Genomic DNA, 21,882 nt, shown 5'->3' with positions numbered 1-21,882 from the left:
GTCAACCTGAAACGCCTGGCGCATTCTTTGGCCATTTTGCTGCTCCTGAACTGCCGAAAAGCTGCGAATCCGGCCCGATATCGCCCCGGAGAAGGAAAAACCTTTGCATTTTGTCTGTTGGTGGCCTCCGCATAGCAACGGCCGACAACCGATTTTTCAACAGCCCCAGTAAGCGAACATAGAATTGCGCAGAACCCAGTGTTTTGAGAATTGATTGATAGCCTGGGATTCTCCTGCCGGGGCAAATCATGATTCGATCCTGTTATGACGAAACGGCTCCCCTCCACCGAGCATGCCGACACGCTCTCGCTGAATGCGTTGCGCAGATTGGTGACGGGTCTTTTGGAGCGTTCGCAGCAGGCAAAAGCCCGACTTGAGAGCTTGAGGCCGAGGCCATCCAGCTGCGCGAAGAAAACGCGGCCCTTCGGCTGGAGAATACACGGCCGAAAGGCGAGAACCAGCTGTTGCGCGACGAGATTGCGCGATTGAAAAACCTACCACTCCGGAATACCCACGTCCTTACCCGCTTCTCCGCTAGAGAATGCCTGTCAGGATGATTTGACAGGTCGCAGGCGAAACCTTTGTCAATTGCCGCCTGCTGGAACGATGTCGAATTGGCAAAGGTTGGTTCTCTTGCACCATTCATCGATTGAGTAGGTGGTGGACTTGCCGTCAGGCGTTGTCACCGTGACGTTGCCTTTCGGAGGGGGCGCCGGCTTCCCCGCTTCCGCGCTCCGGGTTGAGGGAGCCTTTATTGAACTGACTTTCGTGCCGGAACCGCCGAAGGTTGTTTTAGGCTGCCCCACTCCCGGCTTCAAAGAATATACGCCGTTTGACATATCCGCAGTCGCGATATTCTTGAAATTGATGGTGATCGTATTGCCGCGATTGGCCTGGGCGACGTTCTGATCGGATGCGGTCAGCCCAAGGTTGCCGCCGCCCGCGGAAAGCGGAGCAGCCAATTTCAATTCGGCATCAGAAGTATTTGTGGCGCTCGCGGCAATTTCAAACTTCACCGTGACGTCATCAACCATCATGCCTATCTTGGGCGCGTTCTTGTATTTTGCGTTGAGATCTTGGAGTGTATCAGCGACGTCGTTGACTGCTCTACGAAGCGTTATTTGAGTAGGCTTCGCCACTTCTGTTGGACCGTAGGCGCAACCGGCCAAAAGTCCCGGAATTAACGAGAGAAATAGGGCTTCACTGCGCATCGCATTCCCCTCTCAGTTGTAACGAAGTATTCGAGCCATACGAAATCCGGAGAGTCGAGTGGTTTAGTTGCAACTATAATCATTTTTTCCGTGCGCTACTCGTACTGGCGGGCGCTTTGCGCTCTCCTAACTTGCCAATTCTGCGTCAATCTAGCCGTCGACATGCTCGAAGCCGATGTCTTCCTTGATGTTGCCGGCCGTCACTATGACCATGTACTTACTCAGCGTTGCACAGTTTTGAGATCTACTGATTGAGCGGACGCGATCCTCGTAGTTTCCGTCCCTTGCCGCGTCGAGCGGCGCGGGACCGGGACAATCGAACGGAGCCGCTACAATAGCCCCTTTCGATATTTGCGGGCCAAATTTGCCAACCGGTTCCACCCCTGTCGGCAATCATTTTCGCTCGGGCTTGAACATCCGGGGCCGCTTCGGCCCGGCTGCGCCACCACCGTTGCCCAATGAACCGGCGCCGCCACCAAATCTGCCCCACGTACCCCCACGTAGTACGTGGGGCAAAATCGGTGGCAGCGTTTCGGCGAGCGAGCATAGAAGTGTGCATAACCCAGCGTTTTGAGGCATGATTGATAGCCTGGGGATTCTCGTGGCGGGGCAAATCATGATTCGATTCTGCCATGACGAAACGGCTCCCCTCCCCCGAGCATGCCGACACGCTCTCGCTGAATGCGTTGCGCGGATTGGTGACGGGTCTGCTGGAACGGTCGCAGCAGGCGGAAGCTCGACTTGAGAAACTTGAGGCTGAGACCGTCCATCTGCGCGAGGAAAACGCCGCACTTCGGCTGGAGAATACCCGGCTGAAGGTCGAGAACCAGCTGCTGCGCGACGAGATTGCGCGATTGAAGAACCTGCCGCCGCGGCCACCGTTTCGTTCATCCGGAATGGACAAGGCAACGGACGCTGCACTCGGCAATAAGCCGACGAGTAAGAAGAAACCACGCGGCCCAAAGTTGGATGTGAAACGGGTGAGCCGGCAGGAGATCCTGCGCATCGATGCCCCGGCCGGCTCACGCTTCAAGGGATACAGAAGCTTTTACGTTCGCGACCTGGTGCTCAAGGCGGAGCTCGTGCACTACCGTCGTGAATGTTGGGTGACGCCGGATGGAAAGACGGTGCTGGCAGCCTTGCCCGCAGGGATCATGGGTGGCTATGGCGCCAATCTCAGGCGGCTGTGCCTGATGCTCCATGCACACGGACAAGTGACGAGCGCACGCATGACGACATTGCTGAACGATATCGGTCTCGATATCTCCAAGCGCCAGATGGTGCGGCTTCTAACGAAAGAGCTGGATGGCTTTGTTGCCGAGGACGCGGCTGTGCTACATGCCGGTTTGGTGTCGTCGTCTTATGTCACCGTCGACGACACCGGTGCCCGGCATTCCCATAATCCGTATTACGCCACACACATCGCCGGCCCGAATTTTACTGTCTTTCGCACGACAAAATCGAAGTCCCGCCTGAATTTCCTGTCGCTGCTGCGCGGCAATTATCAGGATTATGTGCTCAACGATGCCGCATTCGACTATCTGAAAGAGCGCCGTGCGGATGCGGCCATTACTGCCGGACTTCGCGCTCTTGAACCGCAGCACTTCTGCAACCAGGTGCCATTCATGACGCATCTGGCCGAAAAGGGTATCGACATCTTCGACCGGCAGGAGATCGGCACGCATGCCGAGGCCGGCCTGTGGGGTTCTATCCGTCACCACGGCCTGATGGGCAACACGGTGATCGTGTCCGACGACGCCGGCCAGTTCCGCGTCGGCAATCACGCGCTGTGTTGGGTTCATGCCGAACGTCTTCTGCAAAAGCTGATGCCAGGAACCGCAAAAGAGGAGCGGTCGCTCACCATGGCCCGCGATCTCGTTTGGCGTTTCTACAAGGCACTGAAAGCTTATAAGCAGAACCCTTCCCCGCGGGCCATTCCGGCCTTCCGACGACGGTTCGACCGAATCTTCAGCCTTCGCACCGGTTATGAGGCACTCGACAAGCTGCTTGAGCGGCTGCATCGAAGGAAGACCGAGCTGCTGAAGGTGCTCGACCATCCAGAGATCCCGCTGCACACCAACGCATCCGAAAATGATCTGCGGAGTTTTGTCACGAAGCGAAAGATCTCCGGCGGCACGATGAGCCGCGATGGCCGTGTTGCGCGTGACGTCATGCTCGGTCTGATGAAGATCTGCCAAAAGCTTGGGCTGTCCTTCTACCACTATCTCGGTGACCGGCTTGGTATCGGCAACGTCGGCCAACCGGTTCCGCCCCTGTCGGCGATCATTCTCGCTCGGGCTTGATCACCCGGGGCCGCTTCGGCTCGGCTGCGCCACCACCGTTGCCCAATGAACCGGCACCGCCACCAAATCTGCCCCACGTACCCCTCGCCGGGCGAAATTTCCCAGTTTCCGTTTCGTTAACCATCTGAATTAACGCTATTCTTTTTCATAGCAGAAGGAAACTGGCGACCAACTTCCGTTACCCATGACGAGTCAGACAGCGATGGCTCACTTCCGATACGTTTCAGGTATCGATAGTGATGGATTTGGCGGCGGAAAATTGTGGAAAAACAGATATCCGGACGGCTCGTAACGCCTTCGAAAACAGGGGTTTTACTGTTGCCGAGGCGGAACCCGGTTGCCACTTTGAATCGACTTTATCGAGCCATTTTCACGACCAGTCGTCGTGGACGACGAATGGTCGGTTCTTCGACAGAGGCCCAGGCAAGCGAGCCGGAAGTCGATCAGCCCGCCCCTCCTAGCCGACGCCCGAATACCTTTCTTCGCCAGAGTGAGTATCTTCACGTCCGGCTGCAGACTCATTGACATGGCGCGGCTCGCTTCTTATGTTACATGTAACAATCGTAATGGAGTTTGATCATGGCAAGCTCGGTCAATGAAAGAGTTCAAAAGCGCCGTGAGACGTTGCGGGCCGCTGGGCTGCGTCCCGTGCAAATATGGGTTCCTGACACCCGTCGCACTGGTTTTGCCGCCGAATGCCATCGTCAGTCCGTTCAGGTAGCCCTTGCCGATGCCGCCGACCGCGGTCTGCAAGATTTCCTTGACGCCGCTCTCGGTGACCTCGACCACGAGGGTGAAGCGTGAGGCGCAGTGACATCGTGACCGTCGCAATCAGCGGCGATTTCGGCAAGCCTCGTCCAGCACTAATCATCCAGGCCGATCAGTTTGATGCAACGGGAACAGTCACTGTCCTGCTGATTTCCAGCACACTCGTCGACGCGCCGCTCATTCGACCAACAATTCAGCCAACAGCACAAAACGGTTTGCGCAAAGCCTCGCAAGTGATGGTGGACAAAGCCATGTCCGTGAAACGGGATAGAATTGGTACGACGATCGGTCGCCTGGAAGATGATTCCCTCCTGGCGGTCACAAGGTCGCTCGCCGTTTTTTTGGGTGTCGCTTAAGGATGAATCCATCCGGGATGCTGCTAACCCGGCATAACCGGAACGCTCGATGACGCGGGTGGACACTGCTCATACCGCGATACGCAAGGATGAAACAGAACAACCGGAAAGTGCCATGGAGGACCGAGTTAGATTTGCCCTTGAAAAGCTGCTGAATGTCGCCCATGAAGACACCGGCCAGGGCCGGCGGGTGGCCAACTTCCTGCTCGCCTGGTGGAACGCCGAGGTGCATGGCGGTTTCGATCTCGCCGATCTGTTCGCCGTTGATCGCGAGGTCTCCGAGGATATGGCGACGATCTTCACCTGTCTCGCGCGGGAAGAGACGCCGTCTACCCCACCGACTATCGCGGCGAGATCGAGGAAATCATCGAGCGCTGGCGGCCTCTCGCCTCCCGTGTCTAGGGGCGGTACCATTCTCGGATCTATTGGAGAATTGGGAGCATGATAAGCGATCCTGGAGCAGCAGATTCCGGCAGCCAAGCCATCCTCCGCCGCGCCGAAGAACTCGATGCGCTCGACGCCATCCTGCCCTTCGATCGCCGCGATCAGCTGGCAGCACTTCTGACCGACGACGACGTCGCGACGCTCAAACACCTAGCGCAGGAGGGCATGGGCGAGAACACGCTCAAGGCGCTGGCATCGGACCTCGGCTATCTCGAAGCCTGGTGCCAGCTTGCCACCGGCGCTCCCCTGCCCTGGCCGGCGCCCGAAAGCCTGCTGTTGAAATTCGTCGCCCATCACCTCTGGGATCCGGCCGAGCGCGCCGAAGATCCACGCCATGGCATGCCTGCCGATGTCGAGGTTGGATTGCGCGCCGAGCGCCTGCTGCGGGTCGATGGTCCGCATGCGCCGGATACGGTGCGCCGGCGCCTGACCTCCTGGTCTATCCTGACGCGCTGGCGGGGCCTCGCCGGCGCATTTGGCGCCCCTTCCTTGAAGACCGCGCTCAGATTGGCGGTGAAAGCCAGCAAGCGGACACGACAGCGCAAGAGCAGACGAGCGGTAACCGGCGATGTCCTGGCGAAACTGCTGGCCGTCTGTGCCGGCGACCGACTGGTCGATCTCCGCGATCGGGCACTGCTGCTCGTTGCCTTCGCCTCCGGCGGCCGCCGGCGATCGGAAGTAGCAGGCTTGCGGGTCGAGGATCTCGTCGACGAGGAGCTAGTACGCGCCGATCCGGGCAATCCGAACTCCCCTGCCCTGCCCTGCCTGACCATCCATCTTGGCCGCACCAAGACGACGACGGCCGACGATGACATGCATGTCGTTCTGATCGGCCGGCCGGTGACCGCCTTGAAGCAGTGGCTGGCGGCGGCCAGGATCGACACTGGACCGGTGTTCCGGCGCATCGATCAATGGGGCAATATCGACCGGCGGGCGCTGACACCGCAGTCCGTCAATCTGATCCTCAAAAGCCGCATCAAACAGGCTGGGCTCGATCCGGTGATGTTCTCGGCGCATGGCTTGCGTTCCGGCTATCTCACCGAGGCTTCCAACCGCGGCATTCCGTTGGCCGAGGCGATGCAGCAGTCGCTGCACAAGTCGGTGACGCAGGCGGCAAGCTATTACAACAATGCGGAACAGAAGATGGGACGGGCGGCGCGGTTGCTCGTCTGATACCGCAAGCCGCTCCAGACGATTGGTATATTACCGCCATGGATCGAGAATGGCAAACCTCGGTCGGTCGTTCTCAAGGCAAAGTCGGTACCAAACCGACTCTGCCAAAGTGCCGAGCCTCGGCGTCAGGTTAGGCCTTGAGATTGTCGGCCGACATCTTGCCGGACCGGCGATCCTTTACCAGCTCGTAGGTGATCTTCTGACCATCATTCAAGCCACGTAGACCAGCGCGCTCGACGGCGGAGATATGAACGAACACATCCGCGTTGCCGTCATCCGGTTGAATGAAGCCAAACCAATTGGTCGCATTGAACCATTTTACAGTACCAGTTGCCATTATCAACTTTCTCCTATTGCATCTTCCTTCAACCCTCGCTGACGGAACCGTGTCGTAATATGGGATGCGCGACAAAAACAGCCATCACCTGGCGGGATGCGTTATCAATTTCCATCTGTGGAGCGAATAAGCGAACGCCGCGCTATCCCAAATAGCTCGAGGGATATATTCCACCCCTTCCCTACCGAAAAGAGGGTAGCCTCGCCATTATCGCCCGTCGGCGGATCAATCGGCCAGTGTGTCGAGACGGATAACGTCCCCCTCGCCCAGCCCTCGGCGAGACTCATTAGAAAGTCCATCTCCTTTTTCAGGGTGACGAATCGGACGACGTCCACTGCATGTTCGCTTTCGCTGCGAACGTGGTAGAATTCGCCGACCGGGGTCCCCATGGCTTTTCGCCTCCCCTCAAGCGCCGACTTCAATCTCGTCAGCTCTTCCCTCAGTGCGAAATAGCGTCGCATGACGGCAATCATCGTTGTCGGCAGCATCCATTGTGGCACTTTCCAGAACTGATGGCCCCCTGAAGAAACAGATTCGCGCCGTATTGTCACGGACTACGCGATGCTCATTCGCCTCCGCTCTGAAACAGAACAAGCGCAGCGCGGTGCGCCCAGGGCTTTCCATACTGACAGACAACTCGGAGGAGGAGCGCTGCCAGCCCCCACGCAATAGCTCGGGAGGATGAAAGCTGCTCCGATACCGGGACATAATGTTGTATTGAATTTCTTGTGCAGTTAGTCCCCTTTCCTCTCGGGAGATCACGTGGGCGAGGCTCAAAATTTCTTCTACAGTGATTGCACCCTGATCTTTGCGCTGGGAGACAGTGTCGAAAAGCGCATGAATTACTTCTTCCAGATCTGGAATCGGGACTTCAGTGTTTCGGCAAATGAGGGTACGTGCACGTTTACCTACCTGTTCATTTCTCGGCTCTCATACGTCACCACGGCTGATGGGGCGGTATATCTGCTCGTAGTTCTCGTACGTCTCGAGCACACCTTACCTTCATGTCAATGACAGCGTCGCCCGCGTGCTTCGCCAGTGCTTGCCGACAAGGCAGGCATGATCACTGGCGCCGCCGGCAGCGGTGAACCCTGTCAATTATCGAAGCAAGTTGCGTGCCTCTGATCGCGGGACCACTTGTCCACACCGGTTACGTGCCTTCGGCAACTATTTTGGTCCGGTTTCCGGCATAGTTGTTCTGCTTTGGACATAAAGAGGCTGGCGGCTTGACACGCGCCGGAGAACGAATGCAAACGCAGCGATCCAGTCCGACCTCAAAGGCTAGCCCAAACATGAACCCGCTAGCCGGATGAAGTGCCCTGCCGTCATACACTTGAGCACGATCTGGATGATGACCTCCAGAGTTCAGATCCATTGAGGCGAACCGCACGTAGACGCATCCGTTATGTCGATGTGTTCTATCAAAACAACCAATTACTCTAATTGTCCGATAAGGCATATGAATGAGTCGAACGGCGTCGCGGGGCTGTTTCATAAGGAGGATTCACAATGGAAAAGACAATTCTGGGCGGCCCGGGTAGCAACAGTCTCTTTGGCAGCAATGGTGATGATGTAATAGTCGATCCAACGGGAAATGACTGGATCGACGGCGGTTATGGCAACGACTCCATCTCGGCCGGCGAGGGCAATGACCGAGTCTTCGGTGGCGTGGGCAATGACCACGTCTTTGGCGACGAGGGCAACGACTACCTCTACGGCGACACTGGCCTCGACAAACCGCGTATCCTCGGTGCGGTCATCCTCGGTGCGGACAACGACAAGCTCTACGGCGGCCCCGGCGACGACGCCCTCTTCGCGGGCGACGGCAGGGATTTTCTGATCGGGGGTGCCGGCCACGACACCTTTGTGTTCCAGTTCCACAACCCGCAACCCGGGGTAGATCAAAACTACGGGCCAGGCTCGGACCACACCAGCATTGTGGATTTTGACCCAGTGCAAGATACTTTCACCTTCGACGCGGTGGGCCTTGGCAGCGATGGTCATGATGCGAATTTCGTCAATCACTCGGCGCCTGGCAATCAGGTGGACACGTTCTACAGCGGCCCCGCCAACGGCGCGCACGGCGAGCACGTCGTCGTGATCACCGATCACGGTTTCGCCGATGGTTCAGCCGCAGCCAGGGATATCTCCGGCGAGGCTGCAGGCGATATCGTTGCCTATTTTAATTACAACACCATGACGGCGGAGCTGGGTTATGTTACCTCCGACAATCAGGTGGATGACTTCGCGCATTTGGCTAATGTGCAGAGTTTGCTCCAATTGGCCGGCCTGGGTCTGACCGCGTCCGATTTCATGTTCTGCTAGTCCGGAAAATCATGGGGAATCGCACCACGCCGGCTCAAGTGCAGTCCGGAAAAACCGCGGCGCGTCGACCTTGATCCGGCGATGTTTTCGGCGCATGGGCTCCGATCGGGCTACCTGACCGAGGCCGCCAACCGCGGCATTCCCCTTCCAGAGGCGATGCAGCAATCGCTGCACAAATCGGTGACGCAGGCAGCGAGCTATTACAATAATGCCGAACGAAAAGAACGGCCGGGCGGCGCGCCTAGCAACTTGACGAGTGGAGCCTTCACGTCGCAGGCTGAACTCGTAAAGGTCCTCGTGCCTGCTCCCGAGAGGTATGCCATCCATAAGCTCATCGTGGACTCGATACGGCTCGCAGACACACTCAGACATGCCAAGGTGGACAAAGTCAATTTCAGGCGGCCTTGCTCTCTTTGAAGCTCTCGTAGAGACGCGCCAAGCCGACCTGTTGGCCAATGCCTACGAAGAGCCATGGGGGAAGGGGACCTTCATGTCGCGAAAGTATATCAACAGCAGCCTCGCAAGGCTGCGCGATAGAGGCAAGAAAGCTCTCGCGAAGGCACTCGGCGTCAAGTTTGAAGATTTCGAGAAAAGGTGAGCGGGCTAACTTTCAACAAGGTCATTTGTAGCCGGCCTCGGAAAATGCACAATGAGTGATGAGAACCGATGGGCCGCCAGTTTCTCCAAGGTTTAGGTGTTCATCATTCATCAGGATGATCGAGCGCCGAAAATTGGTTCAGTCGATGGCATGACGGATGCCGCCCATCTCGATATGCTGCTCTGGCATCCGGTTGCTTGAGGAAGTCGGCAAGGGATTGTGATCGAGACGTTGATTGCCGCAGAACCGGCCGGAACCCAGCGCAATTTTTTGTCGGAAAGCGGGTGGTGCCGAAATCGACCTCCTTTTTTGACCCTCAGGTGATCATCCATGGGCAATCCAATCAGACGCAGTCCGATACCGAGACCTAAGAAGGGCTCCTGTCCTGCGAGCGAGGATCTGGCGCAGGCGCATCGTAGTTTAACCTGGATATCAGGCTTTCCCTTTGGAGAACGGCGTCGAAGCGATGCCGATTGCCTCAATTGGCATCGCCCACCTTGATGGAAGAGATGCAAGCTTAAGCTGATGCATGGCACTCTCCTGGTTCTACGAACGCAGTTATGCCTTGAAACGATCAAAAGCGGTCAAATGCTGGACTGGCGGATCGGCATCTTCCCAGCGGTAGATTTCAGAGCGAAGATAGTGAAGCTCGTCGCGCAACTCATCTACGCCGATTTCTATCCACCATGATTTCGGGCGGCCGTCGCTGCCGTCGGACCAGCGGTATCCCCTGCCCTTGAGATGATCCTTCATCTCATATGGACTCTGCTCGGCAAAAATACGAACCCTTGATTGTCCGCTTGTGCGAAGCAACTCCGCAAACGGCCCTTCGTCCTCTCCAACACATCGATCGAGAACCTCAAGTAGCGCAAAACAATCGTCAACGGCACGATGACCATCGTGGAAATAGCCGGCCTGCCCAATCAGATATCCGAGCTTCGTGCCCTCGAAACCGCGGGCATTCCAGTCGATCTCCCAAACGGAACAAGCCCAAGCCTTATTGGCGAAGATATTCGAGAATGCCTCGCAGAACGGCCGGTCAAAGCCGGCGTTGTGTGCTATCACGAGATCCGCGGGCTCGATAAGCTCGCGAACCCGCTGCATGTCAATTAACTGCCCCTGGACCATATCATAACCTGTGAGCCTCGCAATCTCCGCCGAGATCGGCGTGCTGGGCTGCTGCAATCCGCCATAGACACCGATGACATCGCCAATCTTGCCGAAACCGTCGAATGTAAAGGCAACCAAGCCGATCTCTATGATTTCGTCATCACGGTAATTGAGGCCCGTCGTCTCGGTATCAAGGATCACGCCAACCTGTTCGAATTCAGGACGCTTGCTCACAGTGAGCTGTCTTGGACTAAGCTTGCGAAGAACTCGATACTGACCCCCATCTTCGAGCCTACTCACCATCTCTTCGTCCGTGAGAGCGACGGGGACTGCCTGGCGCTTCGATCGGGCAGGCGCGTCCTGCCGTTCCGATCGCATCTCGACCACTTGATTTGCAAACATATCGAGTTGAGAGGCCATGCCTGCTTTCGAGACGGTTGATGATCCGGCTGCACACTAGAAAACGGGCTGACACCGGGCAACACAGAAACGAGCTTTTGCACGGTTTCAGGCGGCATATTCGGATTCTGCAGCGTCATCACGCTCTCCCCTTACTTGCCTTTTTCCCAGAGGCGCATTGGCGCGCATCAGTGCCATCAGCATCGGCCCCGGCGAGAACTCACCCTTTTCGGCCCGTCGCGTCAGGTCACGCAAATACCCGCCAGCCGAGTTGATATGCCCCCCGCGCTGGAGGATGCAAGCCATCGCCGCCGCCGCCATTTCGGAGCCCATGACATGGCAGGCATCCTGGTAAGCCGACGGGCTGACACCGAGCATCGATCGAACGGTGACAGCCGCGGACATCAAATCGCGCCAATTTTCGATGATCCCGGATGGTGCATACATTGCGACATCCGGGCACGCCCTCAACACCAGTCCTAGCGGGAAAGCCTTTATCCGGTCGTTCCGCTGCGTAATGGTTGGGCTCGATTTTTCACCCGGCTCTTTTGTCGAGCGAGGTTCAGATTCAATATTAGAGTCAGTTTCTGAATTCTGTATGTGGTGACGGTATTCGTCATCATTGGTGTCGGAATTTTTGGAAATTAGCTGATTTTCCAGAGTGTTGAGGAGTCCCTCGAGAAGCATCGACATTTCTTCGAAGATGTTATTCAAGGCTTGCGAGGTCCGTGCTTTCTGGACTTGGGAAATCAAGCCGACAAAATGGGTTTCGATCTTGCCCCAATCGCCAGAGGCACGCTCTTCGATGGCTGCGCCGAGGATTTTACGAATATCACGCCGGCAAAGAGAGATCTTTTCTTTCATGATCTTCAATTGTTTCCGCTCCGCTGCGGCTTGCTGGGCCAAACGAGCCAGTTCTTCTGATCGGGCCAGGAGCGGTGCCAGGTTGAACCCAAAGGCTTCTATCATGCCGCCGCCGCGATCTTTTCGAGCGTATCTCTTGCCGTTCGGGCTATCTTTTCGACGGATCATCCCCGCATTCACCAGCAACGCTAAGTTTTCGCGAAGCGTCGTCCCGGCAATCCCATTTGCCCGGGTCGCGAGCTGTGCGTTCGACGGGAAAACTACGAGATTGTTTCCCTCGGACAGGCATGCCTCTGGGTAGAATGAAAGAAGCGCGTTCAGCACGGAAAGCGCTCGGTCCCGAAGACCGAGCAGCGATCTTGCATCACAGATGTCGCGATAGATCTGCCACTTGTCGACGGATTTACCCGGTTTGATTTCGGCCGATTCCATCTGCTTTTTTATCAAGGCAAGACTCATCGGCCGCCGCCCAAAAGGCGTCGTCACATTCCCAGTCTGCATTTTCTGTCACCTTCATTGAGGCAAAAGAAATCCGCCCGCCAAATCGACGGCTACGACTCTTGACAGCGATTCGTGGAAATGCGACTCTCGATCTTGCTTAGGGAATACGAGAAGGGCTTCCACGACTTGGTCGTTTGGGGGCCTTTTTCTTTTGCGGCTTCAGTCTCCTTTGCTTCCCTCCTCCAGGAATTGCTCATAGAGCGCATCCAAATTGCGGGAAAGATATTCTCCGAAACGGCCAGCATTCTTCGCTTTCATTGAGAGCGAAAAAGCTTTGCCCGTATTCTTGATTTCAGCCTGCACGGCCTTGTCATGGGGTTGCCACCTCGCCTTATGAGTCGAAGTCTCCGCCTTCTTCACAGGCCGAGCTGATCTGTTGAGGGCCTTGTACAGAGAGGAAAAGCGCTCATCGGACGTTAAAGCGTCAAAGCCATCCGTGCTTAAAACTTCGGACACCTTGCCGACGTTGGCGAATTTCCCGACCAAAAGCGAAAGCTCGACCCAACGCTCTCGGCCCACACCAGGAGCTGCACCAATTTTTTCTATGACGTCAGCTGAGATACGCTCCGCTACCGTCATCATCTTCGAGATCGAGGCTGCATTCGCCGACAATGCTAAGGAAGCCACCTCTCGGCCATAACCAAGATCATCGAGGCGCTTGGCGAACAATGCCCGTTCGATAAAAGAGAGATTCGCACGGGCGGAATTTTCTTGTCCTTGGGCAATGACATGCGCACGATCGTCAATTGCCTTGACGACAGCTCGGACCTTTCTGCCGAGTTCTCTTGCTGCTCTTACTCGTCTGTGGCCGAACACGACCTGATAGAGGCCATCGACCTTCGCATGAGGCCGCACGAGAATAGGGGTGTCCTGACCACGCACTCGGATCGCTTCTAGCAGATCTCGATACTCCCCGTCGTCGTCTGAAATTCGGTCCTTTACAAAAGAGCCTTCAATTTGTGCTGGATCGAGTTCGACGATTGCCTCGCCTTCGAGGAATTTATCAGCTTGTTTTGCCAAGTCGTCCAGCGAACGCACGAGCGACTTGCCCGCGCCCCGCATTGGGTATGCGGATGTCATGCCGCCATCTTCAGGCAGGTCAGCAAGTCCCTCGAGCAGATTTTTCCGTGCCATCTCATTTGCTCCGAACAGCCGTTAGCCGTTTGTTTTTTTGCATAAAACCTGCGTTTTTGTCAGCCGACAAATCGGCGCCCCCATGACTCGTGAACGAGGCTGGCAATCTCGGCATTCACTGCGTCCAAGGATTCCATTGCGCGATCATAAGTGCCTCTATTCATCGAGGCGCGATCAACCTCATATAAAGTTTGCTTGGTAATCCCCGCATCCGAAACTGCCGTCGACTTCACCATTTGGTTCTTCAGTATGAACTCGTGGAACATCGTGGACATAAAGCCGACCATCTGGGCTTGCGGAACGTCGGTCGGCTCGTAGCGCGTAATCAAATATCTGTACCAGGAGAGGTTCACTTCCGCACCAGCCGCGCGAATCGGCTTAAGAATTCCACCGAGCATCAAAAGAAACTGGCCCATCGACATCACATCGAGCATCTGCGGATGGATCGTTATCAGAACACTTGTTGCAGCGGTCAGTGCAGTCAACGTAAGATATCCGAGCTGCGGTGGGCAGTCGATGACGACGACATCATACCGGTCGTCGACCTCGGCCAAAGCGCGCGATATGCGAGTGAAAAATGTCTTGCCTTGATTGGAAGACTTATCAGACATCGCGAGCGGCGTGTCATACTCGTACTCCTGCAAATCCAGGTTTGCAGGAACAATGTCCAAGCCAGGGAAGTTAGTGGTCTGGATGATATCCCGGAGTGATTTCTTCTCACCGTCATAGCGAATCGCGTCATAGATCGAGGCAACCTGATCGAGCTCCGGTTGGAATCCGTGCAGAGACGAAAGGGATGCTTGAGGGTCCAGGTCTACGGCGAGGACGCGATGCCCCGTTAAGGCGAGGTGTTGCGCCAAATGAGCAGCGGTCGTGGTTTTCCCCGAGCCCCCCTTGAAGTTGACTACGGCAAGAACTTGCAGCTTTTCACCACCGCGCCGATGGGGAACATACATGCGGTTGTCGGACCGACCGTGCGTATCGAGATATTGGCGAAGTTCCAGCATCTGTTCGGCGGTATAAGAGCGGCGACCCGAGGACGATGTTTGAGGGGAGGGGCCCTTTCCCTCGAGATGCAGCTTTTTTAGCGTGCTTTGCGAGACGCCGACATAGGTCGCAACCTCTGCCAGCGAGAAGCTTCGTAACGTCTTTTTCGCGTTTGGCGGAAATCGTTGTACGCTAAGGAGATGCAGCTTTTTGGAAATCAAATCGCCCTGTTCGAGGATTTGATCTTCAAAGTGCATCGGCATCTTAAGCGAAGCCATCGAATTAGCGTTCATTGTCAGAAATCTTTCAGATAACGGTTTTCGGCCCGATAATGCCGCTGAACCGTTATTATGTCCGATTCTCGCGGGCCGGCAAGGAAAATAGGGCTAATAAACGGTTAATGCGTGGGACACCGTTGGCCTGTGACTTGGGCCGAAATCAGTGTTTCGCACGTGAATCCAAACGCTTACTGTCTCCGGGCAGCAGGTCCGGTGCTTGTTTGTTCCCCCGTTAATCCTACAATCGAATGGGATAACATACGCAATCAAACCGATTGTTCTTTGTGCAAAACCGCGCGACTCATCGAAATACCTTGTAGGATTCTACAACTGCCCAGCGATTCTAATCCGTGCTGATCTCCGTGCAGAGATTCAACGACGGAGATCAGCATGCAGGTTGTTGCGATATCGACAAGGCAGGAGCTTTCCGAACAGCAGCTTCTCGAAGCACATCATCGACTTCGAGCTCAGGTGTTTTCAAATCGATTGGGTTGGGAGGTTGGTGTTCTTGATGGACGGGAAGCCGACGCCTTTGACGCTCTCCAGCCGACTTACATCATCGCCGTCTCGGACAGTGCTCGTGTGGCAGGATGCGCCAGGCTCCTGCCAGCCATGGGTCCGACGATGGTGACGCATGTCTTTTCCTCGTTGCTGGCGCACGGACAACTAAACGCCCATCCATGTATGATCGAAAGCTCCCGCTTTTGCGTGGACACGACCCTGGTCGATCCTCGGGGAGGGGGCTCCCTCCACGAGGCCACTTTGACCATGTTCGCGGGCATCATCGAATGGTGCATGGCAAATGGGTACACGGAGCTCGTCACGGTGACCGATCTTCGATTCGAGCGGATCCTTGCACGCGTTGGATGGCACCTGTTGCGCTTGGGCGAGCCCAAGAAGATTGGCAAGACAATTGCCGTCGCAGGCACGTTACCAGTGAACGCCGAGACATTCCTAAGGCTTCGCCCATCCAATTACCGTTCTGAATTCATTTCCTCAGACAGGCAGCGGGAAAGGAGAGATCCGTGACCCAGCTTCGCTCTTACCCCCGGCTTGTCCGCAAACTTCAAGACGCGCTCGGCCATGAGCTCTGCTCTGCTCTGGAAGACGTAGATGTGATCGAAATAATGCTCAATCCTGACGGAAAGCTCTTTATCGAACGCCTCACTCACGGCGTTGCGGCGGCCGGCGAAATGTCGCCCCCCGCGGCGGAAACGGTGATCGGAACAGTGGCGCATTTGCTTCAGTCCCAGGTGGACACAAAGCAACCCATCATCTCCGGTGAGCTCCCGATAGGTGGCCACCGTTTCGAAGGCCTTTTACCTCCCGCAGTCGCCAAGCCAGCCTTTACGATTCGCCGTCGTGCGCCGCGCCTAATTCCGCTCGAAGAATATGTGCGCTCAGGCGCGCTGACGAGATTTCAAGCCTCGATGATCCGTAGCGCGATTTCCAAAAGGCTAAACATCATCGTTTCCGGGGGCGCCGGTTCTGGTAAGACGACGCTTGCGAACGCATTGATCGATGAGATTGTCAAATTCGCCCCGGAGGATCGCCTCGTTATCCTCGAGGACACAACGGAACTTCACTGTTCCGCCGAGAACGCCGTTCTTCTGCATACTAGCGATACCGTTGATATGGCTCGGCTCTTGAAGAGCACGATGCGACTGCGCCCCGACAGGATTGTGGTCGGCGAAGTCCGCGACGGCGCCGCACTGACTCTGCTCAAGGCATGGAACACCGGTCATCCTGGAGGCGTGGCGACAATTCACTCGAACACCGCCATGTCGGCGCTCCGCCGCCTTGAACAACTGACCGCGGAAGCAAGCCAGCAGCCGATGCACGAGGTTATCGGTGAAGCGGTCGACCTCATCGTTTCCATTGAACGGACACCGCGCGGACGGCGGGTTCGAGACGTCATCCAAATCGAGCGATACACGGGGGGCCAATACGAGATTGGTTCAGACCAACTTGATGAAGAAGAGGAGGTCCGTCATGTCGCGTAAGGCGTCGGTCGTCAGGGTCGCACTCGCTGCCACAACCATCGTTCTCGCTTCGCTTGATCCGGCAGTCGCCAGTTCCGGCGGTGGCGGACTGCCCTGGGAAGGACCACTGCAGCAGATTGAGCAGTCGATCACCGGACCCGTCGCAGGATACATCGCACTTGCGGCTGTCGCCATAGCCGGCGGCATGCTCATATTTGGTGGGGAGTTGAACGACTTCGCGCGGCGACTTGTGTACGTCGTTCTCGTCGCCGGCGTTCTGCTCGGTGCCACAACCATTGTAGGTCTGTTCGGTGCGACTGGAGCTTCAATTGGGCTGACGAGCACGCAGATCGCCTCGAACGGCATGAAAGAAGCAGGAGGGACCAATGGCTGAGTCCGCCTCCGGTCTGCAGCGCAACCGCATCCACCGCGCGCTATCGCGCCCCAACCTTCTGATGGGCGCGGACCGGGAACTGGTTCTGCTCACGGGGCTTGCCGCGGTCATCCTCATTTTCGTGGTGCTGACAGTCTATTCGGTCCTCTTCGGCGTTGCCGTCTGGGTCGTCGTCGTCGGGCTTTTGCGAATGATGGCAAAGGCGGACCCGCTGATGCGGCAGGTCTATGCTCGCCATATCTCCTATAAGCATCGCTACAAGGCGACCTCCTCGCCGTGGCGCCGGTATTGAGGGGAAGGCATGGTCGCTCTCAAACACTTCAGGAACACCGGCCCGTCCTTTGCGGATCTCGTCCCCTATGCCGGCCTCATCGACAATGGTGTTCTTCTGTTGAAAGACGGAAGCCTGATGGCCGGCTGGTATTTTGCCGGGCCGGACCGCGAAAGCGCGACGGACCTCGAGCGCAACGAACTGTCGCGGCAGATCAATACAGTCCTGTCGCGGCTCGGGTCCGGCTGGATAATCCAGGTCGAAGCCGTTCGCATTCCGACATTCGACTATCCGTCGGATGAAGATTGCCACTTCCCTGATGCCGTCACGCGCGCAATCGATGCTGAGCGGCGGGCGCATTTCGCGCGCGAACACGGACATTTCGAGAGCAAGCACGCGCTCGTTCTCACCTACCGCCCGCTCGAATCCAAAAAGACGGCGCTCAGCAAATACATCTATTCGGACGAGGAGAGCCGCAAGAAGACCTATGCGGATACGGTGCTCTTCATCTTCAAGAACGCTGTCCGCGAGATCGAGCAGTATTTTGCCAACACGCTTTCGATCCGTCGAATGGGAACGCGGGAGACTGTCGAGAGGGGAGGAGAGCGGGTCGCTCGTTATGACGAACTGCTGCAGTTTGTTCGCTTCTGCATCACCGGCGAGAACCACCCGATCCGGCTGCCCGAGGCTCCGATGTATCTTGACTGGATAGCCACGGCTGAACTGGAGCACGGGTTGACGCCGAAGGTTGAAAGCCGCTTCCTCGGCGTCATAGCGATCGATGGGCTGCCGGCAGAGAGCTGGCCGGGGATCCTCAACAGCCTCGATCTGATGCCGCTAACCTATCGCTGGTCATCCCGGTTCATTTTTCTCGACGCGGAAGAGGCACGGCAGAAACTCGAACGCACCCGCAAGAAGTGGCAGCAAAAAGTGCGGCCGTTCTTCGACCAGTTGTTCCAAACGCAGAGCCGTTCGGTTGATCAGGACGCCATGACCATGGTGGCCGAGACTGAAGATGCCATCGCGCAAGCCTCCTCGCAGCTCGTTGCCTACGGCTACTACACCCCCGTTATCGTCCTGTTTGATCACGATCGGGAGGCACTGCAGGAAAAGGCAGAGGCAATCCGCCGGCTGATCCAGGCGGAAGGATTCGGAGCTCGGATCGAAACCCTCAACGCCACCGACGCCTATCTCGGCAGCCTACCGGGCAACTGGTATTGCAACATTCGGGAACCATTGATCAATACCAGTAATCTTGCGGACTTGGTCCCTCTCAATTCCGTATGGTCGGGCAACCCGGTGGCGCCGTGCCCATTCTACCCGCCGAACTCTCCGCCGCTGATGCAGGTGGCGAGCGGGTCGACGTCGTTCCGGCTCAACCTCCATGTCGACGACGTCGGTCACACGCTGATCTTCGGACCGACCGGTTCGGGGAAGTCGACACTTCTGGCACTGATCGCCGCGCAGTTCCGCCGCTATGACCAAGCCCAGATCTTTGCCTTCGACAAGGGAAACTCTCTTCTGCCTCTGACGCTCGCCACCGGCGGCGATCACTACGAGATCGGGGGCGATGTGCAGGAGGAGGGGAAGGCACTGGCCTTCTGCCCATTGTTAGATCTCTCCGGCGATGTTGATCGTGCATGGGCCGCGGAATGGATCGAAATGCTGGTCGCCCTGCAGGGCGTCACCATCACCCCGGATCATCGCAACGCCATCTCGCGCCAGATCAGCTTGATGGCGAGCGCGCCCGGCCGGTCGCTCTCGGACTTCGTCAGCGGCGTGCAGATGCGCGAGATCAAGGACGCGCTCTATCACTACACGGTCGACGGTCCCATGGGCCAGCTTCTGGATGCCGAGGAGGATGGTCTCTCGCTCGGCGCCTTCCAGACTTTCGAGATCGAGCAGCTCATGAATATGGGCGAGCGCAATCTCGTGCCGGTGCTCACCTATCTGTTCCGGCGGATCGAGAAACGTCTCGACGGCTCGCCGAGCCTGATCGTGTTAGATGAGGCCTGGTTGATGTTGGGTCATCCGGTGTTCCGCAGCAAGATCCGAGAATGGCTCAAAGTGCTTCGCAAGGCCAACTGCGCCGTCGTGCTCGCCACGCAATCCATTTCGGACGCCGAGCGGTCCGGAATCATTGATGTGCTCAAGGAATCCTGTCCGACGAAGATTTGTCTACCAAATGGCGCCGCTCGGGAGCCTGGGACGCGGGAATTCTATGAACGGATCGGCTTCAATCAGCGGCAGATCGAGATCGTCTCGAACTCAATCCCCAAGCGCGAATATTACGTCGTCACGCCCGAAGGCCGGCGGCTGTTCGACATGGCGCTCGGGCCCGTAGCACTCAGTTTCATCGGTGCCTCTGGCAAGCACGACCTCAAGCGCATCCGCACGCTCCGTTCCGAACATGGCCGGGACTGGCCGCTACACTGGCTTCAAATGAGAGGAGTTCACGATGCCGCGTCGTTACTCAACTTCGAATAGATTGCTCGCTGGTTTGGCGGCAGTCGCGTTGACGGTCGGCGCCGTCATTCCCGCAGAAGCCGGAACCGCCACGGGTGCTGCGACCGAGTGGACGCAAGTCCTCAATAATGGCGAGTTGGTTGCGTTGGTTGGAAAGTCCGGCGAGCAAATTCAGAACCAGCTCACCCAGATCAGCCAGCTCGCCCAACAGATCGAGACGCAGCTGAATATCTATCAAAATCTGCTTCAGAACACCGCCACTCTCCCGTCACATATGTGGGGGCGGGTCGAAAGCGACCTCAATCAATTGCGCAGCATCGTGGATCAGGGGCAGAGCATCTCGTTTTCGATGGGCAATGCCGATGATGTGCTGCAGCAGCGTTTCCAGAGCTACTCAAGCCTCAAGACCACCCTGCCAAACAATGCTTCTTTTTCGACTACTTATCAGTCCTGGTCAGATACCAACCGGGACACGATCGCCAGCACGCTGAAGGCGGCGAGCCTAACTGCCGAGCAGTTCGACAGTGAGGAAGGCACGATGTCCTCGCTGCGATCGATGTCTGAGGCCGCCGACGGGCAGATGAAGGCGTTGCAAGTGGGACACCAGATCGCTGCGCAACAGGTCGCGCAAATGCAGAAGCTCCGCGGTCTTGTCTCACAGCAAATGACCATGATGGGAACCTGGCTTCAAAACGAGCAGACCGACAGGGACCTTGCGCAGGCGAGGCGTGAGAAATTCTTCAGCGGGACTGCCCCTCCCACCTCCGGCGGCGAAAAGATGAAGGTCGAGTGGTGAACACATGACAGCGATATCGCTCTGGCGGCTCTGGACCGCGATGCTCCTTGCCATCTTCTGCCTGCTGGCAGCACAGCCAGCCCTCGCCCAAGAAGGTTCAGTGCTGACCTCATTACAGAGCCAGATCACCACAGCCGCAAAGGGATGGGAAACTACTGTCATGGACGCCGCGAAATCCCTATTCTGGATCCTCGCGACGATCGAGATTGGCATCGCGGCCGTCTGGCTCGCGCTGCAAGCCGCATCGCTCGACAGTTGGTTTGCCGAGCTTGTCAGGCGAATAATATTCGTCGGTTTTTTCGCCTTCGTTTTGGCACAGGGGCCGACCTTCGCGAAGGCGGTGGTCGACAGCCTGTTTCAGATTGGCGCCGGAGGCGGCACGGCTTCCCCAGCGGACGTCTTCAATGCCGGCCTCGCTGTCGCTGCGAAGATGTCGGAAAAGATACAGTTCGGTCTTTTCGAGGACAATGCTCTGGCGATCTCGGCTGCTTTTGCCATGGTCGTTGTCGTTATCTCGTTCTCACTCGTTGCGGCGATTTTCGTTTCCGTCATGGTCGAGATGTATATCGGCCTGCTTGCCGGCATGGTCATGCTCGGTCTGGGTGGTTCGTCCTATACTAAGGACTTCGCAATCCGATATCTGATCTACGCCTTTTCGGTCGGAATGAAGCTCATGGCGCTTGTCATGATCTCGCGTATCGGGTCGGAGGTGCTGATCGGATTGGCAAACGAACCTGATATTGGCGACCAGTTCCAGACCGCGCTCGCGATCGCCGGCATTGCCGTCGTCGTCTTCATCATCGCGATCTACGTTCCGAACATCATGCAGGGCGTCGTGCAGGGTTCGTCCGTCTCGGGCGGGATGGAAGCGATCAGACACGGTGGTCAGGCCGCATCCTTTGCCACAGGTGCGGGTTTTCTCGCGGCTGGTGCTGCTGGCGCGGGATTCGCGGCCGCTCAAAGCTCACGTACTGCAGGGACATCCGTCTCAGGTGCAATGCTTCGAGGTCTTGGCGCAGGCATCTGGTCCGCTGGGAAGGCCGCAGGCGCTGCGGCCAAGGAAAAGGCGATCGGTTCTCCCGGAGCCTATGCCGGATCGATCCTCGGCCTAGCCAACGCCAAGCTGGACCAGGGTCGCAACGGTCACAGCGGGCCAAAACCACCTCCCGAACGCAAAGACTAACA

20 protein-coding genes and 2 pseudogenes are annotated in these 21,882 nt (G+C 57.1%); 15 read left to right on the top strand and 7 right to left on the bottom strand.

Features of this window, described 5'->3' with window-relative positions; translation table 11 throughout:
• Positions 1 to 264: 264 nt before the first annotated feature.
• Positions 265 to 506 (top strand): annotated as a pseudogene (locus PY650_RS37410) (IS66 family transposase); the annotation flags it as partial.
• Between the two features lie 78 nt (positions 507 to 584).
• Here the strand turns inward: PY650_RS37410 and PY650_RS18695 are convergent.
• The gene (locus tag PY650_RS18695; protein WP_285880978.1) at positions 585 to 1,211 is read right to left on the bottom strand and encodes a hypothetical protein; all 627 of its coding nucleotides are present in this window, start codon (positions 1,209 to 1,211) and stop codon (positions 585 to 587) included.
• A 632-nt stretch (positions 1,212 to 1,843) separates the two neighbouring features.
• On the opposite strand from PY650_RS18695, the gene PY650_RS18690 reads away from it, so the two are divergent.
• The 5 genes from PY650_RS18690 (at position 1,844) to PY650_RS18670 (ending at position 6,255) form a co-directional block, all read left to right on the top strand.
• Positions 1,844 to 3,514, top strand: a complete 1,671-nt coding sequence (locus PY650_RS18690; protein WP_285880977.1) for an IS66 family transposase — start codon at positions 1,844 to 1,846, stop codon at positions 3,512 to 3,514.
• 579 nt (positions 3,515 to 4,093) lie between these two features.
• Positions 4,094 to 4,318 (top strand): antitoxin MazE family protein, encoded by a 225-nt coding sequence (locus tag PY650_RS18685; RefSeq protein WP_285880976.1) that lies wholly within the window; start codon positions 4,094 to 4,096, stop codon positions 4,316 to 4,318.
• Positions 4,315 to 4,638: a type II toxin-antitoxin system PemK/MazF family toxin gene (locus tag PY650_RS18680; protein ID WP_285880975.1), complete on the top strand. Its 324-nt coding sequence runs from the start codon at positions 4,315 to 4,317 to the stop codon at positions 4,636 to 4,638. Before PY650_RS18685 ends, PY650_RS18680 begins: the two co-directional genes overlap by 4 nt.
• Positions 4,639 to 4,687: 49 nt before the next feature.
• Complete coding sequence (locus PY650_RS18675) at positions 4,688 to 5,083, top strand: DUF7673 family protein (protein WP_432761546.1); 396 nt, start codon at positions 4,688 to 4,690, stop codon at positions 5,081 to 5,083.
• On the top strand, positions 5,080 to 6,255 hold the full coding sequence (locus tag PY650_RS18670) for a site-specific integrase (protein WP_285880974.1): 1,176 nt from the start codon (positions 5,080 to 5,082) through the stop codon (positions 6,253 to 6,255). Before PY650_RS18675 ends, PY650_RS18670 begins: the two co-directional genes overlap by 4 nt.
• A gap of 130 nt (positions 6,256 to 6,385) precedes the next feature.
• Here PY650_RS18670 and PY650_RS18665 read toward each other — a convergent pair whose 3' ends face one another.
• Together PY650_RS18665 and PY650_RS18660 are read right to left on the bottom strand one after the other, a co-directional pair.
• A complete protein-coding gene (locus PY650_RS18665; protein ID WP_285880973.1) occupies positions 6,386 to 6,592 on the bottom strand; it encodes a cold-shock protein in 207 nt (68 codons plus the stop codon).
• A gap of 104 nt (positions 6,593 to 6,696) precedes the next feature.
• Entirely contained in the window at positions 6,697 to 7,053 is a 357-nt protein-coding gene (locus tag PY650_RS18660) for a hypothetical protein (protein ID WP_285880971.1), read from the bottom strand.
• Positions 7,054 to 8,101: 1,048 nt separating this feature from the next.
• Between PY650_RS18660 and PY650_RS18655 the strand changes: the two genes are divergently transcribed.
• Both PY650_RS18655 and PY650_RS18650 read left to right on the top strand, forming a co-directional pair.
• The gene (locus PY650_RS18655) at positions 8,102 to 8,917 is read left to right on the top strand and encodes a calcium-binding protein (RefSeq protein ID WP_285880970.1); all 816 of its coding nucleotides are present in this window, start codon (positions 8,102 to 8,104) and stop codon (positions 8,915 to 8,917) included.
• 69 nt (positions 8,918 to 8,986) lie between these two features.
• Positions 8,987 to 9,170, top strand: a pseudogene (locus PY650_RS18650) (integrase); the annotation flags it as partial.
• A gap of 903 nt (positions 9,171 to 10,073) precedes the next feature.
• On the opposite strand, the gene PY650_RS18645 reads toward PY650_RS18650, so the two are convergent.
• The 4 genes from PY650_RS18645 to repA all read right to left on the bottom strand — a co-directional run bounded on the left by PY650_RS18645 (position 10,074) and on the right by repA (position 14,803).
• Positions 10,074 to 11,003, bottom strand: coding sequence for a 3'-5' exonuclease (locus PY650_RS18645; RefSeq protein WP_432761547.1), 930 nt, complete (start codon positions 11,001 to 11,003; stop codon positions 10,074 to 10,076).
• A 129-nt stretch (positions 11,004 to 11,132) separates the two neighbouring features.
• A complete protein-coding gene (gene repC, locus PY650_RS18640; RefSeq protein WP_285880969.1) occupies positions 11,133 to 12,389 on the bottom strand; it encodes a plasmid replication protein RepC in 1,257 nt (418 codons plus the stop codon).
• A gap of 159 nt (positions 12,390 to 12,548) precedes the next feature.
• Positions 12,549 to 13,523 (bottom strand): plasmid partitioning protein RepB, encoded by a 975-nt coding sequence (gene repB / locus PY650_RS18635; protein ID WP_285873314.1) that lies wholly within the window; start codon positions 13,521 to 13,523, stop codon positions 12,549 to 12,551.
• Positions 13,524 to 13,582: 59 nt separating this feature from the next.
• On the bottom strand, positions 13,583 to 14,803 hold the full coding sequence (repA, locus tag PY650_RS18630; protein ID WP_285880966.1) for a plasmid partitioning protein RepA: 1,221 nt from the start codon (positions 14,801 to 14,803) through the stop codon (positions 13,583 to 13,585).
• Between the two features lie 375 nt (positions 14,804 to 15,178).
• On the opposite strand from repA, the gene traI reads away from it, so the two are divergent.
• From traI to trbL, 7 genes are read left to right on the top strand one after another with little or no spacing between them, the layout of a single operon-like run.
• Entirely contained in the window at positions 15,179 to 15,817 is a 639-nt protein-coding gene (gene traI, locus PY650_RS18625; RefSeq protein ID WP_285880965.1) for an acyl-homoserine-lactone synthase, read from the top strand.
• Entirely contained in the window at positions 15,814 to 16,791 is a 978-nt protein-coding gene (gene trbB / locus PY650_RS18620; RefSeq protein ID WP_285880964.1) for a P-type conjugative transfer ATPase TrbB, read from the top strand. The genes traI and trbB overlap by 4 nt, the downstream gene beginning before the upstream one ends.
• Positions 16,781 to 17,164: a TrbC/VirB2 family protein gene (locus tag PY650_RS18615; RefSeq protein WP_285880962.1), complete on the top strand. Its 384-nt coding sequence runs from the start codon at positions 16,781 to 16,783 to the stop codon at positions 17,162 to 17,164. Before trbB ends, PY650_RS18615 begins: the two co-directional genes overlap by 11 nt.
• Positions 17,157 to 17,456 carry a conjugal transfer protein TrbD gene (locus tag PY650_RS18610; RefSeq protein ID WP_285880961.1) on the top strand — a complete coding sequence of 100 codons (300 nt, stop codon included), beginning with the start codon at positions 17,157 to 17,159 and terminating at the stop codon, positions 17,454 to 17,456. Before PY650_RS18615 ends, PY650_RS18610 begins: the two co-directional genes overlap by 8 nt.
• A 9-nt stretch (positions 17,457 to 17,465) precedes the next feature.
• A complete protein-coding gene (locus PY650_RS18605; RefSeq protein ID WP_285880959.1) occupies positions 17,466 to 19,922 on the top strand; it encodes a conjugal transfer protein TrbE in 2,457 nt (818 codons plus the stop codon).
• Positions 19,894 to 20,697 (top strand): P-type conjugative transfer protein TrbJ, encoded by an 804-nt coding sequence (trbJ, locus tag PY650_RS18600; protein ID WP_285880958.1) that lies wholly within the window; start codon positions 19,894 to 19,896, stop codon positions 20,695 to 20,697. The genes PY650_RS18605 and trbJ overlap by 29 nt, the downstream gene beginning before the upstream one ends.
• 4 nt (positions 20,698 to 20,701) lie before the next feature.
• The gene (gene trbL / locus PY650_RS18595; protein ID WP_285880957.1) at positions 20,702 to 21,880 is read left to right on the top strand and encodes a P-type conjugative transfer protein TrbL; all 1,179 of its coding nucleotides are present in this window, start codon (positions 20,702 to 20,704) and stop codon (positions 21,878 to 21,880) included.
• Positions 21,881 to 21,882 lie beyond the last annotated feature (2 nt).

Origin of the sequence: Martinezella calliandrae (assembly GCF_030272695.1) — a bacterium.
Classification (GTDB): domain Bacteria; phylum Pseudomonadota; class Alphaproteobacteria; order Rhizobiales; family Rhizobiaceae; genus Rhizobium; species Rhizobium calliandrae.
Note: the sequence above shows the minus strand (reverse complement) of the source record. Positions and strands in the feature narration are given on the sequence as shown.

Bases quoted from the DNA above. Each gene is read 5' to 3' on its own strand.
- repB (WP_285873314.1), bottom strand. From the start codon at position 13,523: ATGGCACGGAAAAATCTGCTCGAGGGACTTGCTGACCTGCCTGAAGAT.
- PY650_RS18690 (WP_285880977.1), top strand. From the start codon at position 1,844: ATGACGAAACGGCTCCCCTCCCCCGAGCATGCCGACACGCTCTCGCTG.
- traI (WP_285880965.1), top strand. From the start codon at position 15,179: ATGCAGGTTGTTGCGATATCGACAAGGCAGGAGCTTTCCGAACAGCAG.
- PY650_RS18695 (WP_285880978.1), bottom strand. From the start codon at position 1,211: ATGCGCAGTGAAGCCCTATTTCTCTCGTTAATTCCGGGACTTTTGGCC.
- repC (WP_285880969.1), bottom strand. From the start codon at position 12,389: ATGCAGACTGGGAATGTGACGACGCCTTTTGGGCGGCGGCCGATGAGT.
- PY650_RS18615 (WP_285880962.1), top strand. From the start codon at position 16,781: ATGTCGCGTAAGGCGTCGGTCGTCAGGGTCGCACTCGCTGCCACAACC.
- PY650_RS18670 (WP_285880974.1), top strand. From the start codon at position 5,080: ATGATAAGCGATCCTGGAGCAGCAGATTCCGGCAGCCAAGCCATCCTC.
- PY650_RS18660 (WP_285880971.1), bottom strand. From the start codon at position 7,053: ATGCGACGCTATTTCGCACTGAGGGAAGAGCTGACGAGATTGAAGTCG.
- PY650_RS18655 (WP_285880970.1), top strand. From the start codon at position 8,102: ATGGAAAAGACAATTCTGGGCGGCCCGGGTAGCAACAGTCTCTTTGGC.
- trbL (WP_285880957.1), top strand. From the start codon at position 20,702: ATGACAGCGATATCGCTCTGGCGGCTCTGGACCGCGATGCTCCTTGCC.
- PY650_RS18685 (WP_285880976.1), top strand. From the start codon at position 4,094: ATGGCAAGCTCGGTCAATGAAAGAGTTCAAAAGCGCCGTGAGACGTTG.
- PY650_RS18675 (WP_432761546.1), top strand. From the start codon at position 4,688: ATGACGCGGGTGGACACTGCTCATACCGCGATACGCAAGGATGAAACA.
- trbJ (WP_285880958.1), top strand. From the start codon at position 19,894: ATGCCGCGTCGTTACTCAACTTCGAATAGATTGCTCGCTGGTTTGGCG.
- PY650_RS18665 (WP_285880973.1), bottom strand. From the start codon at position 6,592: ATGGCAACTGGTACTGTAAAATGGTTCAATGCGACCAATTGGTTTGGC.
- PY650_RS18605 (WP_285880959.1), top strand. From the start codon at position 17,466: ATGGTCGCTCTCAAACACTTCAGGAACACCGGCCCGTCCTTTGCGGAT.
- PY650_RS18610 (WP_285880961.1), top strand. From the start codon at position 17,157: ATGGCTGAGTCCGCCTCCGGTCTGCAGCGCAACCGCATCCACCGCGCG.
- PY650_RS18645 (WP_432761547.1), bottom strand. From the start codon at position 11,003: ATGCGATCGGAACGGCAGGACGCGCCTGCCCGATCGAAGCGCCAGGCA.
- repA (WP_285880966.1), bottom strand. From the start codon at position 14,803: ATGAACGCTAATTCGATGGCTTCGCTTAAGATGCCGATGCACTTTGAA.